The organism is Acidimicrobiales bacterium (genome assembly GCA_035316325.1).
Lineage (GTDB): Bacteria > Actinomycetota > Acidimicrobiia > Acidimicrobiales > VFJN01 > DASXTK01.
Window position 1 is genome coordinate 1 of the sequence record DATHJB010000190.1, and the last position, 13,350, is coordinate 13,350.

The following is a 13,350-nucleotide window of genomic DNA, read 5'->3' on the forward strand; positions in this document are numbered from 1 at the left end:
CTGGGGCGAATCGTCGGCGGGTGGCAGAGCGTCGCCGGCCGACCTGCACGTCTCGATGGCGGCACTGCCGCCGTACCCCTTGCCCGATCTGGCGTGGTTCCCGCCTCTCGCCGACCTCGGGGACGTTGCCGGGTCACCCGACGATGACGCCAGGCCGCCGCGCCAGCTCCTGCACGGTGACTTCAGCTCGAAGAACGTGCGGGACGCCGGGGCGAGGTGGCGGATCTTCGACTTCGACGACTGCGGTTACGGCCCGGTGGAGCTCGACGTCGCCAACTCGCTGTACTTCGTCCTCTTCGACGCCATGATCGGCGGCGACCGAGAGGACTATCGGCGCTTCCGGGAGGCGCTCCTGCGGGGCTACCGGGATCGGTCGGGCAGCGCGGCCACCGACCCGGTGCTCGACCGGTTGATCACCCGGCGGGTGCTGGCGCTGGCATCGTGGCTGGCGGACCCCGACACCGCACCGGCCGGCATACGGACCGCATCGCCCGCATGGCGCACGACGCTCGACGGCTTCGTCCAGCGGTACCTGGCTGCCGAGCACTGACGGCACACGAACGCGACCCGGGATCCACATCTGGGGCACACAACGTGTTCACATCGGTGGGGCAGGATCTTGGCCCGTGGGTGTGTTGTGGCCGACGACGGCGTGGTTCACAGGGGCGGCCGTCGTGGCCGGCCTCGCGGGAGCAATGCCCGAGCGGCCGGCCGTCGGGCTGACCGCGGCGCTGGTCGTCGGCGTCGGGGCGTTGCTGGCCGTCGCCCCGAGAGGGCTGGGCATCGGTGGCGTCCTCCACGTCGCCTACCTGGGCATCACCGTGTCGCTGCCGCTGGTCGGCTTCGCCCTGTGCGCCCGCGGCAACCCCGCCGGCAGCCTGCTGCTCGTCCCCGCGCCCATCGGCTGGTACGCCACCCACGTCGAGCCCTACCGGCTGCGGGTCGACCGGGCGACGCTCCGGCTCCCCGACCGGGTGGCGGGCACCGACACCGTCCGCATCGGAGTGATCGCCGACCTGCAGACGGACGGCCCCGGTCCCCACGAGCACCATGCCGTCGACCTGCTGCTCGCCGAGGAACCCGACCTGATCCTGCTGGCCGGCGACGTGTTCCAGGGCACGCCCGCCGAGCTCTCCGTCCACGAGGACGCCATGCGGGCCCTGCTCGGCCGGCTCCACGCACCCCACGGCGTCTACCTGGTGCGCGGCGACCACGACCCCGGCGACTACGCCGACCGCCTCGTCCACGGCACCCGCGTCACCGTGCTCGACGACAAGGAGGTCGACGTCCCTGTCGGCGACCGGCGACTGCGCCTCGGTGGCAACCGGCTGCGCTGGCGCCACCCCGACGCCGTCGCCCTCCGGCGGCAGCTCGACAGCGACGCTCCCGACGACGGCACCCTCCGCATCCTCCTCGCCCACCGCCCGGACGCCGCCCTCGACCTGCGACCGGCCCCCGGATCGCGGATCGACCTGGTCGTGGCCGGCCACACCCACGGCGGCCAGATCGTGGTGCCGGGCTTCGGGCCGCTGATGACGGCCACCCGCGTCCCCCGCCACGTCGCCGCCGGCGGCCTCCACGAGATCGACGGCAACCCGATCTACGTCGGCACCGGCGTCGGGCTCGAACGAGGCCAGGCTCCCCAGCTCCGCCTCTTCTGCCGCCCGTCCGTCGGTGTCCTCGACCTGGCCTGACACCCTCGACCCGAGCCATCGACAGGGACGGTGACCAGGGCGTACCCTGGTCGTCTTGCAAGGGCGGACCGGCGGGTACTCAGCCCGGCACCCAGGCGGCGTGCTGATGCTGACGAAAGGCCTCGGAAGGGGCGGGACCGAGCGACTCCTCGCGGGCGCGGTGCGTCACCTCGACCGGGAGCGCTTCACGCCCGAGATCGCCTACCTGCTGCCCTGGAAGGACGCCTTCGTCGCCGAGATCCGGGCCGGCGGCGTCCCCGTGGTCTGCCTCGACGCCCCCAGGCCCTGGAGCCTCGGCTGGGTGCGACGCCTGCGCCAGCTCGTCAGAGAGCACGACATCCGGCTCGTCCACACCCACATGCCGCTGCCGGCCGTGGTGGCCCGCCTGACGCTGCCGTCGCCCAAGCGCGGCGGCCCCACCATCGTCCACACCGAGCACAACATGTGGGACCGCTACCGCCTCCCCACCCGCTGGCTCAACCGGCTCACCTACCGGCGCAACGCCGCCGTGATGGCCGTGTCCGACGGCGTCGCCCGCTCGATCGACTCATCGGTGCCCGTCGAGGTGGTCATCCACGGCATCGACGTCGACACCCTCCACCACGGACCCGCCGCCCGAGCCGCCGCCCGCCAGCGGCTGGGCCTCGACCCCCAGGCACCCGTGCTCGGCACCGTCGGCAACATGACCGCCAAGAAGGACCACGCCACCCTCCTCGCGGCCTTCGCCCAGGTCCACGCCGAGCGTCCCGACGCCAAGCTGCTCATCGTCGGCATCGGCCCCCTCGAGGACGACCTCCGGGCCCAGGCCGCCACCCTCCAGATCCAAGGCGCCGTGGTCTTCACCGGCATGCGCGACGACGTGTTCGAGCTGCTCCCGGGCCTCGACCTGTTCGTCCTCAGCTCCCGCTTCGAGGGCCTCCCCATCGCGCTCCTGGAGGCCATGGCCAGCGGCGTCGCGCCGGTCACGACCAGGGTCGGCGGCATCCCCGAGGTGATCACCGACGGGAAGGACGGCCTCCTGGTCGACCCCGGCGACGCCGGAGCGCTGGCCGCCGCCCTCACCAAGCTCCTGGCCGACGCCGACGCCCGCACCGCGATGGCCGAGGAAGCCCGCACCAGGGCCGACGACTTCGACCTGCGCCGCGCCGTCCGCCAGATCGAGGACGTCTACGAGCGAGCGACCGCGCCATGATGAGCGACCTGCAACGGCGGGTCCCCATGCCCACCACCAGCTCGGCCACCACGGCCATCTGGTTCGGTGGCGCCGCCGTCTACATCGTGGCGATGTCGCTCGGCATGCGCACCCTCTCCTACGACATCTGGGGCGCCCTGGTCATCGGCCCCATCCTGGCGACGCTCACCCTCCCGATCCTGCGCAAGTACGTCGCCCGCGACGACCCGACGATGGTCAACCTCATCTGCGGTGCGTTCGTCGCCAAGATGCTCGGCGGGTGCATGCGCTACTACCTGACGTTCAAGCTGTACGGCGACAACGCCGACGCCGTCGGCTACCACGACGCCGGCAGCCGCCTGTCGCTGGCCTTCTGGGAGGGCGACTTCGCCCAGCAGTTCGCCAAGGACGTGCCCGACCTGATGGGCACCCAGTTCATCCGGCTGAGCACCGGGATCCTCTACATGATCACCGGCCCGACGATGCTGGGCGGCTTCCTCGTCTACTCGCTGCTGAGCTTCTGGGGCCTCTACTTCTTCTACCGGGCGCTGCGCACGGCCTACCCCGAGGCCGACTACCGGCGCTACGCCTGGATGCTGTTCTTCCTGCCGTCGCTGCTCTACTGGCCGTCGAGCATCGGCAAGGAAGCCTGGATGATCTGCTTCATCGGCATGGCGACCTACGGCGTGGCGATGGTGCTCAAGAGCAACCCGCTGGGCTACCCGGTGACCGGCTTCGGCCTGGCCGGCACGGCGATGGTGCGACCGCACGTGACCGCGCTGATCTTCGCGTCGCTGTTCTTCGCCTACATCCTGCGGCGCAAGTCGTGGAAGGAGTCGAAGTCGGGTCCGCTGGGGAAGGTGCTCGGCATCGGCGTGCTGCTGGTGGCGGGGGGCGTGGTGCTGAGCCAGACGGCGTCGTTCTTCGAGGTCGACGGCACCAGCACCAGCTCGGTCACCAGCGTGCTCGACCGCACGTCCACGCAGTCGGGCCAGGGCGGATCGCAGTTCGAGACGGCGCGCCCGTTCTCGCCCCACGAGTTCCCCAACGCGGTGATGGCGGTGCTGTTCCGGCCCTACATCTGGGAGGCCAGCGAGCCCCAGATGCTGGTGGCGGCGCTGGAGGGATCGTTCCTGCTGTGGATGGTCTGGAAGCAGCGAAGACGGCTCTACCGCATACCCGGGCTGCTGTTCCGGGTGCCCTACGTCGCCTACGTCTTCGCCTACATCATGATGTTCGTGTTCGCGTTCTCGTCGATCGGGAACTTCGGCATCATGACGCGCCAGAGAACCCAGGTGTTCCCGTTCGTGCTGGTGCTCCTGTGCCTGCCGTGGGGTCGCATCGACGAGGGCGACGACCTGCGCGACGACGCCTACCGGCTGGGCACGCCCACCAGGGGCGCACGGCGACCCCTGGCGGCGGCGGGCGTGGGCGTCCCGGGCACGTCATCGTCCCGGGACAGCGGGACCGGAACCGGAACCGGAACCGGAACCGGAACCGGGACTACAAGACCTCGCCGTTGAACTCGTGGTGGCGCAGCACGCCCTTGGTGTCGAGCACCAGGGACCCGTGCTTGGCCACCTCGTCGAGCGGGAAGTCGGGGTGGTCGACGAGCAGCAGCACCAGGTCGGCCTCGCGCAGCTCCTCGGGCGTGCACTCGACCACCGGCACCGGCACGGCGGGACCGCCCGTCTCCGGCAGGTAGGGCTCGCACGCCCGCACGTCGGCGCCCAGCGCCAGCAGGCCCTCGACCACCTGCAGCGACGGCGACTCACGCCAGTCGGACGTGGCCGCCTTGTAGGCCAGGCCCAGCACCAGCACCCGGCTGCCCTGCAGCGCCCGGCCCTGGCTGTTGAGCATCACCATCGAGCGGGTGACCACGTAGTCGGGCATGTGCTCGTTGACGTCGTTGGCCAGCTCCACGAAGCGGAACGTGTGGCCGAGGCGGTTCTTCACCCGCCACGACAGGTACGACGGGTCGATCGGCAGGCAGTGGCCGCCGACGCCCGGCCCGGGCGTGAAGCGCATGTAGCCGAACGGCTTGCTGCTGGCGGCGTCGATGGCGCCCCAGATGTCGATGCCGAGGTCGGCGGCGAACATGGCCAGCTCGTTGACGAGCGCGATGTTGACGTGCCGGAAGGTGTTCTCCAGCAGCTTGACCAGCTCGGCCTCGCCGGTGGTCTTCACCGGGACGACCTTGTCGACCAGCGCCCCGTAGAAGGCCTCGACGCAGCGCCGCGACGGCTCGTCGATGCCCGACACCACCTTGGGCGTGTTGACGAAGCCGTAGTTGGGGTTGCCGGGGTCGATCCGCTCGGGCGAGTAGCCGACGAAGAACTCCTTGCCGCCGGTGAGCCCCGACGACGCCTCCAGCGCCGGCCGCACCAGCTCCTCGGTGGTGCCCGGGTAGGTGGTCGACTCCAGCACCACCAGGGAGCCCACCCGCAGGCGGCGCCCCAGCGTCTCGGTGGCCGCCTCGACGTAGGACAGGTCGGGCAGGCCCTCGCGCAGCGGCGTCGGCACCGTGATGACGGCGACGTCGAACGGCCCGGCCTCGGACGCGTCGGCGGTCGGCAGGTAGCCGCGCTGCAGCGCCTGCGCGAGCACCTCGTCGCCGACGTCGCTCACGTAGGAGCGCGCCGACCGCAGCGCCGCGACCCGCTCGGGGTTCAGCTCCAGGCCGACCACCGGGAAACCCATCTCGACGGCCCGCATCGCCACGGGCAGGCCGACGTAGCCCTGCCCGACGATCAGCACCTTGGCGGTGCGGTCCTCGATCCGGGCCAGCAGCTCGCCGGCGAGGTCGGCCGTGGCGCCGTCGCCGTTGGCCTCCCGCAGGTCCTTCACATCCTCGATCTGCGACACCTCGGGTGCCGTCGATCCCGCGTCCTTGCCCGCCATGTCCTTCGCCATTTCTCCGCCCGCCTTGTAGGTGTGATGTGGGGCTCTACGAGCCCAGTAGCTCGCGTTGTCGCGAGCGGAACCAGTCGAGTGTCTTCACCAGACCCTCCTCGAACGACACCACCGGCACGTAGCCGAGGTCGCGCTGCGCCGCGGACACGTCCGCGTGCGACAGGCGCACGTCGCCGGGACGGCTGCCGACGTGGACCGGTTCCAGGTCCACGCCGAGCTCCGCCTTGAGCACCGCCAGCAGGTCCAGCAGCGAGTGGGGGCTGCCGTGGGCCACGTTGTACGCCTTGCCGGCACACGCCTCCGGGGGCGCCTCGGCGGCGCACAGGTTGGCCTGCACCGCGTCGCTCACGAAGGTGAAGTCGCGCGCCTGCAGGCCGTCGCCGTGCACCTCCGGCGGCAGGCCGTTGAGCAGCGAGTCGATGAACCGCGGGATCACCGCGGCGTACTCGCTGTCGGGCCGCTGCCGAGGGCCGAACACGTTGAAGTAGCGCAGGCACACGGTCTGGAGGCTGTGCAGCTCCCACGCCACCCGGGAGTAGTGCTCGCCGGTCAGCTTGCTCACCGCGTAGGGCGAGCGGGGCATCAGCTGCAGGTCCTCCGGCGTGGGCACCTGGCTGGCACCGCCGTACACCGACGACGACGAGGCCAGCACCACCCGCTGGACGCCGGCCTCACGGGCGGCGGCGAGCACGGTGAGCGTGCCGTGGACGTTGGCCCGGTCGGTGTCGAGCGGGCGGGCGACCGAGCGGGGCACCGAGCCCAGCGCGGCCTGGTGGAACACCACGTCGCAGCCGGCGATCGCTTCCATGACGTCGTCGGGCTGGGAGACGTCGCCCTCCACGAACTTGGCGTCGCGGGTCACGTTCTCGGCACGGCCGGTGGCGAGGTTGTCGAGGACGACGACATCGTCGCCCCGCTCGACGAGGGCATCGACGAGGTGGGAGCCGATGAAACCGGCGCCGCCGGTCACGAGGGTACGCACGCGCTGTCCTCCTTGTCTGCCGCCGCAACGATCTGATCCGCGTGGGCATGGATGTTGGCAACGACGTCTACGACGGTCTCGACAGCCCCCGCCGGGATGTCGCGCCATAGCGGCAGGCTCACGACTCGACTCGACACCCAGTCTGTGACGGGGAGATCGGCCGTGTCGAGATGGGAGTAGGCCGACTGGCGGTGCACCGGCGGCCAGAAGTACGGCCGGGTGTCGACGCCGTCGGCCTTCAGGGCCCTGGCCAACGTGTCGCGGTCGACACCGAACTCGGCCTCGTCGACGATGACCGTCAGGTCCTTGTAGGTGGACTCGTCGTCGGCGTCGACGCTCTGCAGCCGCACGCCGGGAACGCTAGCCAGGCCGGAGCGGTAGCGGTCGGCGAGATCGCGCCGGATCGCCAGGTGGTCGTCGAGCTCCTCCAGGGAGCACAGCGCCGTGGCGGCGTGGAACTCGGACATGCGGGCGTTGAGACCGGCGAACTGGGTGTCGTAGTCGCCCGGGTTGCCGTAGTCGACGCCCAGCCGGACACGGGCCGCCAGATCGTCGTCGTTGGTGGCGACCACGCCGCCCTCGCCGGCGATCAGCACCTTCGTGGGGCTGAGGCTGAACACCTCGGCCGCGCCGAAGCCGCCCAGGGGCTTGCCCCGGTGGGTGCCGCCGAAGCCGTGGGCGGCGTCGAAGATCACCGGGATGCCGGCCTGGCGGGCGACCTCCTCCAGCTCCTCCGGCCGGCACGACGCCCCGAACACGTGGGTGCCCACCAGGAGCGACACCCCGTCGAGGCGCTTGGCCGCGTCGGCGACGTCGATCTGGCAGGTGTCCTCGAGGCATTCCGTGAACCGGGGGACGGCGCCGGCCCACATCGCCGCATGGGCGGTGGCCGAGAACGTGAAGCTCGGCATCGCCACGGCGCTGCCCGGCTTCGCCAGGGCCTGCATGACCAGCATCAGGCCGGCGGTGCACGACGACACGGCGATCGCGTGCCGGACGCCCAGCTTCTCGGCCGAGGCCTCCTCGAACGCCCGTCGCAGGCCGCTGTTGGTGAGCGCACCGCTCTCGTAGGACGGCGTGTACCGGGCCACCACTCGTTCGAGCGGCGGCTTCGCCGGACGGAAGAACGGCAGGCCGTCGGCGAAGGTGGGCGATCCGCCCAGGACTGCTGGTTGGGAAGGCAACTACGTCCTCCGTGCCATTCGGCCCATCACTCCGCCGGGGCGGCGGGAGCGTGGGTTGTGCGCCTGTTGATCCTCATCACGTGCCGCCCACACGGACAGGGCGGTCCGATCGGCAAGCTCGAAGGTACGCCATGTCTCGGCCAGGGCGTGCGTCACCACCGAGGGAACCCCCCAGGCGTCGGCGGTGACCCGCACCCGCTCCGGATCGATCGCGGGGAAGAGCGCCAGCTCGGCGAGGTCGCGCATGACCACCAGGTCGGGCACGGGCGCGGCGAGCACCTCGATGCACGCCAGCACGAGGTGCTCCTCGACGCTGGCGGTGGGGACGTGGCGGTCGGCCAGCGTGAGCAGCGTGGGCGGGTCGGACATCTGCCCGACCACCACGGCGGCGTCCTCGCTGGTGACCGACGACCTCACCTGCAGCCGGGCCGGCGTCGAGGCCATGAGCGGCGCCACCAGGGCCGCGCCCGCCGGGTCGACCAGCAGGGTGGCGCTGCGGAACGTGCGGGTGCCGGGATCGCGGTAGCCGAGGCGGGCCCGGGCCGGGCCGTCGATCAGCCGGTGGGCGAGGCCCGCGGCCGACAGCAGGCTCGACACCCGGACGACCCGCTGCTCCACCAGCAGCGACAGGCCGGCGACCTCGCGCTCGCGGACCGCCAGCTCCTCGGCCTGGGCATCGGACAGCGTGACAGCGCCCCGGTCGGCGGCCGTGGCGAGGATGCCCACCAGCCCGTGGGTGTCGCAGGCGCGCACGAAGTGGAACCACTCGTCGGGCTCGAAGGGCCCGGGGTGCGTCTCCACGACGCTGCCGGCCAGCCCGTACGCGGCCAACCCGAGCAGGAGGTGCTCCTGCGAGACATCGACGCTGGTCACGGATCCAGGGTCTCCCGGACGGCACCCGTGGCGACGAGGAAGCGCACGGCCTCACCGACGGCGCGGCGCCGCGCCCCCGGGTCGTCCTCCAGGTGCTCGGCGAGGTGGTCGGCCAGCACGTCGAGGCTCATCGGGCGCGCCAGCGCCAGCCACAGCGCTGCGTGCAGGCCCTCGAGCGTCGACACCGTCCCGCTGTCGTTCGGCAACACCACGACCCCTTGGGCCGTGCGCCGCCACAAGACCTCCACGGAGCGCTCCCACCGGTTGGTCTCGGTCACCACTGGTGCCGGACCTCCGCTCATCGAGTCCCGCTCTGGCTGATCATCGAGGCTCCCGACCACTGTCGGGGCCTCGAGGCGACGTGGCGCGGTACTGGGATGCGGTGGGACGCAACGACGAGCCGATGGGTGGTGTCTGGCGCGACGCGGCCACCGGCGCCGGCGCCTTGTGACGGCCACCGCGGGGCGAGTCGGAGCGCTTGCCGCCCAGGCCGAGCCGGTCGAACGGACGCCGGATGCCGCCCTTGGGCGGGGCGCCGTAGTAGTCGTCGAACGGGCCGGCCGGGACGCCCACCATCACGACGCCGAGCGTGTTGGCGCCCAGGCGCTCGAGCAGTTCGGCACAGCGGTCGGCGGCCGCCACCGTGGTGCGACCGGAGCGGCACACCACCAGCACGGCGTCGGCGAGCGTGCAGAGCTCCCGGGTGACGCTGGCCGACAGGATCGGCGCGGTGTCGACGATGACCACGTTGGCCAGCGTGCGGGCCTCCTCCAGCAGCCGGCGGGCGGCTTCGAGCTGCGCCGTCGGGTGGTGGCCGCCGAGGCCGGCGGTCACGATCCGGACGCCGGGGATCGACGTGTCCTGGACGTACCGCACCAGCGAAGAGCCGTGCCCGTCGAGGTAGTCGGACACGCCGGGGCCCTCCTGGGCGTCGAACACCTCGGGCGACAGCGGCCGCCACAGGTCCCAGCTGACCAGCAGCACCGACTGACCCGTCTCGGCGTAGGCCATGGCGAGGTTCGCCGTGGTGGTGCTCTTGCCGTCGCCGGCCTCCGGCGACGTGACCACCACCAGCTGGCGCAGGGCGTTGGGGTCGGCGTGACCGACGGAGTGGCCGTTGCCGTTGCCGTTGGTGGCGCCGACTCCGGTCGCCTTGCCGCGGAACAGCAGCAGCGCGGTGCGCAGGCTGCGGTACGACTCGGCGATGCGGGGCACCCGCTCGAAGGCCACGACTGCCGCCCGGCTGCGGTCGCGGAGGTTGAGCATCGGGATCTCGGCCAGCACCGGCAGGCCGAAGTGCCGCTCGACGGCGTCCTTGGTGCGCAGCCGGGAGTCGGAGCGGTCGAGCATGATCGCCACGCCGAAGCCGAGCATGATCGCGACGACCCCGCCCAGCAGCATGCGCTGGGGACGACCGGCGCCGGCGATGAACGATGCCTCGGTGCGGGCGTCGACCGCCTTGTCCTTGACCTTGTAGACGATCTTCTCGGGGATCGTGTCCTCCTCCGAGAACTGCTCGAGACCCATCTGGGCGCGCAGGGTGTCGGCCTGCTGCTGCAGGCTCGCCGCGTTGACCGGGTTGGCCGCGATCTGCCGGTCCAGCTCGGCGATCTGGCCCTGCATCTCCTGGAGCCGGAGGTTGTCCTGCTCCTGGGCGTCCTGGATGCGGGCGACCTCCTGCCCGTCGACGTAGGTGATCAGCCCGTCGGCGAAGGCGTTGGCGATCCGGATGGCCTCTTCGGGCGACGACCCCGACGCCGTGACGGTGAGGAAGGGCAGCAGCTCGGGGTCGGCCACGGCGCTGACCTTGCCCGACAGCTCCTCGGGCGAGCCCGTCCAGCCCAGGGCGGTGGCGACGCTCTGGGCGATCTCCGGCGAGTTGACGAACCGCACGGCCATGCGGACGTTGCCGAAGCCCGCGCCTTCGTTGCTCACCTCGCCGGACGAGATGAACAGGACGGCGTCGGCGCTGTAGGCCTTGCTCGTCTGCTTCGGGGTGGTGATGTAGACGGCCGCCAGTGCGAGCACGACGAGCGCAAGAACCACTTTCCAATGGTTCTTGAGGATCTTTACGTAGTCGACGGGCTCCATCGGTTCCTCCGCTCCGACAGCTCCACGGCGTCGAATTCAAAATGGTGGGTGTTGTGTCCGGCCTCGGCCAGCGCGGCCATGCGCTGCGCGGCGTGGTGGTCCGCGCGCTGGACGACCAGGTCGGCGAGGCCGCGGGTGCCGTCGTCCAGCATGCTGACGGGCACGGCCGTGGGTGTCAGCCGCAAGATCGACGGGTGGGCCGTCGGGCTGGCGGTCTCCTCGGGGTTCTGCAGGTCCTCCGCGAGCTTCTCGCCCTCGCGGATGCCCGTGAAGTGGATGGGGATCTCGGTGCCGACCTGGTGACCGGAGAGGCGCACCATGCGCTCGGCCAGCTCGAGGATGTTGACCGGCTGGCCCATGTCGAGCATGAAGATCTCGCCGCCGTCGGAGAGCGTCGACGCCTGCAGCACCAGCTGCACGGCCTCCTGGACGCTCATGAAGTAGCGGGTCATGCGCGGGTCGGTGACGGTGAGCGGCCCACCCTCGGCGATCTGCCGGGCGAACGTGGGGATCACGCTCCCGCGACTACCGAGCACGTTGCCGAACCGCACGGAGCACCAGCGGGTGCCCGGCGGCATCGCGTGCAGCACCAGCTGCTCACCGAGCCACTTCGAGTAGCCCAGGTTGTTGCTGGGGCGCACGGCCTTGTCGGACGAGATGAACACCAGCCGCCCGACGTTGGCGTTGACCGCTGCGTCGACGACGTTGCGGGTGCCCAGCACGTTGGTGCGGATGGCCTCGGACGGGTGCTGCTCGAGCAGCGGCACGTGCTTGTGCGCCGCGGCGTGGAAGACCACGTCGGGCTTCACCTCGGCGAACAGCTCGATCATCCGCTCGCGGTCGCGGATGTCGGCCAGCACCAGCTCGTTGGGCCCGTGGATGATGCCCCGGGCGTCGTGCAGGTGGGTCTCGTCGTGGTCGAGCAGCAGCAGCCGGCCGGGCTGGCAGTCGGCCACCTGGCGCGAGATCTCCGAGCCGATCGACCCGCCCGCCCCGGTGATGACCACCACCTTGCCCTGCACGGTGGCGCGGATGCTGTCGATGTCGGTGGCCACCTGGGTGCGACCCAGCAGGTCCTCGATCCGGACGTCGCGGGCGTCGCGCACCGTCGGGGCGTTGCCCAGCAGGTCGCGCACCGGCGGCAGGACCTTCACCGGCACGGCGGCCAGCTCGGCACCGTGGATGATGCTGCGCAGCAGGTCCTGGTCGGCGCTGGGCATGGCGACCAGCACCTCCTCGGCCCGGTGTTCGGCCACCACGGCGTCGAGCGTCGCGATGCTGCCCACCACGGGGGTGCCCAGCAGGTTGCGGCCTTGCTTGCGCGGGTCGTCGTCGACCACCACCACCGGGGTGCGGCCGTTGTCGGGGCGCCGCTGCATCTCGCGCAGGATCGCCGCTCCGGCGTCGCCGGCCCCGACGACCACCACGCGCGTGGCGGTGCGGTCGGCCTGCTTGCGCGAGCCCAGCAGCCGCACCTGGAACCGCACGACGGTCATCAGCACCGCCGAGCCCAGCGCGCCGACCACGGCCACGGAGCGTGGCACCGACAGGTCGTTCATGGGGTTCACCACGAAGATGAACGCACCGGCCGTGGCACCGGCCAGGAACACCCTTCGGGCCTCGGCGATGCTGGCGTGCGCCCAGATCTGGCCGTAGTTGCTCCAGGCCCAGTTGGCGACGAGGTGCGCCGCCACGATGACCGGGAGGAACGAGTACAACCGCTCCGTGTACGTGTCGGGGATCGACCCGTTGAAGCGGATGAAGAGCAGGGTCATGAACGACACGACGACCACGAGGACGTCGAAGAACGCCAAAGGCCCGTCCGAGCGGATGCGCGCGAGGACGCGCTCCATCCGACTCACCTCGCCATGCCGCGTCACCGAGCTCGACCCGATGATTCGTCTGAGTTGTCGATTTCCACCAGCGTCCGCCGCCGTTCACCGTCCACTACAAAAACCGCCCACTTGACCCTCGCTTCTGCGTGACTGGGCCCACCGATTGCCCGACCCCCAGCTCCGCCCGCCAGCGTTGCCCGTTGAGTCCCGGTGATTCTTCTAGGTCCGAGCCGCGAAATCAACGGCGGAGGCTACGGGAGCGCCTAGAAACGCATCATGGACGTTGGGATCTTGGCCGGCGGGCTCGGCAGCCGCCTCGCCGAGGAGACGGAGCTGCGCCCGAAGCCGATGGTCGAGATCGGCGGTCGCCCCCTCCTCTGGCACATCATGCGGTACTACGCCCACTACGGAATACGAGATTTCGCGGTGGCGCTGGGCTACAAGGCCGAGTTCGCCCGCCGCTGGTTCGCCGAGAACGCCCAGCTCACCGAGGGTTGGTGCGTCGACCTGGTCGACACGGGTGAGTCGACCGACACCGGCGGGCGGATCAAGCGGCTGGCGTCGACCATCGGCGGCGACGGCACGTTCATGTGCACGTGGGGCGACG

Annotated in this window: 12 protein-coding genes; 5 read left to right on the plus strand and 7 right to left on the minus strand. The window is 71.3% G+C overall.

The window, feature by feature from the left end:
- From VK611_25630 to VK611_25645, 4 genes are all read left to right on the plus strand, one after another.
- Positions 1–550: phosphotransferase (locus tag VK611_25630; protein HMG44741.1), on the plus strand; the 550-nt coding region annotated here is incomplete at its 5' end.
- Between the two features lie 76 nt (positions 551–626).
- Positions 627–1,694, plus strand: a complete 1,068-nt coding sequence (locus VK611_25635; protein ID HMG44742.1) for a metallophosphoesterase — start codon at positions 627–629, stop codon at positions 1,692–1,694.
- Positions 1,695–1,800: 106 nt separating this feature from the next.
- Positions 1,801–2,886, plus strand: coding sequence for a glycosyltransferase (locus tag VK611_25640; protein ID HMG44743.1), 1,086 nt, complete (start codon positions 1,801–1,803; stop codon positions 2,884–2,886).
- Complete coding sequence (locus tag VK611_25645; GenBank protein ID HMG44744.1) at positions 2,886–4,388, plus strand: hypothetical protein; 1,503 nt, start codon at positions 2,886–2,888, stop codon at positions 4,386–4,388. Before VK611_25640 ends, VK611_25645 begins: the two co-directional genes overlap by 1 nt.
- Here the strand turns inward: VK611_25645 and VK611_25650 are convergent.
- From VK611_25650 to VK611_25680, 7 genes are read right to left on the minus strand one after another with little or no spacing between them, the layout of a single operon-like run.
- Positions 4,369–5,778: a nucleotide sugar dehydrogenase gene (locus tag VK611_25650; protein HMG44745.1), complete on the minus strand. Its 1,410-nt coding sequence runs from the start codon at positions 5,776–5,778 to the stop codon at positions 4,369–4,371. The genes VK611_25645 and VK611_25650 overlap by 20 nt on opposite strands.
- A 34-nt stretch (positions 5,779–5,812) precedes the next feature.
- Positions 5,813–6,760 carry an SDR family oxidoreductase gene (locus VK611_25655; protein HMG44746.1) on the minus strand — a complete coding sequence of 316 codons (948 nt, stop codon included), beginning with the start codon at positions 6,758–6,760 and terminating at the stop codon, positions 5,813–5,815.
- A complete protein-coding gene (locus tag VK611_25660; protein HMG44747.1) occupies positions 6,745–7,944 on the minus strand; it encodes a DegT/DnrJ/EryC1/StrS family aminotransferase in 1,200 nt (399 codons plus the stop codon). Before VK611_25660 ends, VK611_25655 begins: the two co-directional genes overlap by 16 nt.
- Positions 7,945–8,817, minus strand: coding sequence for a hypothetical protein (locus VK611_25665; protein ID HMG44748.1), 873 nt, complete (start codon positions 8,815–8,817; stop codon positions 7,945–7,947).
- Positions 8,814–9,119 (minus strand): hypothetical protein, encoded by a 306-nt coding sequence (locus VK611_25670; protein HMG44749.1) that lies wholly within the window; start codon positions 9,117–9,119, stop codon positions 8,814–8,816. Before VK611_25670 ends, VK611_25665 begins: the two co-directional genes overlap by 4 nt.
- Before the next feature lie 19 nt (positions 9,120–9,138).
- Entirely contained in the window at positions 9,139–10,863 is a 1,725-nt protein-coding gene (locus tag VK611_25675) for a hypothetical protein (protein HMG44750.1), read from the minus strand.
- 23 nt (positions 10,864–10,886) lie between these two features.
- On the minus strand, positions 10,887–12,761 hold the full coding sequence (locus VK611_25680; protein HMG44751.1) for a nucleoside-diphosphate sugar epimerase/dehydratase: 1,875 nt from the start codon (positions 12,759–12,761) through the stop codon (positions 10,887–10,889).
- Positions 12,762–13,019: 258 nt separating this feature from the next.
- On the opposite strand from VK611_25680, the gene VK611_25685 reads away from it, so the two are divergent.
- On the plus strand, positions 13,020–13,350 hold a 331-nt coding region (locus VK611_25685), incomplete at its 3' end, for an NTP transferase domain-containing protein (protein ID HMG44752.1).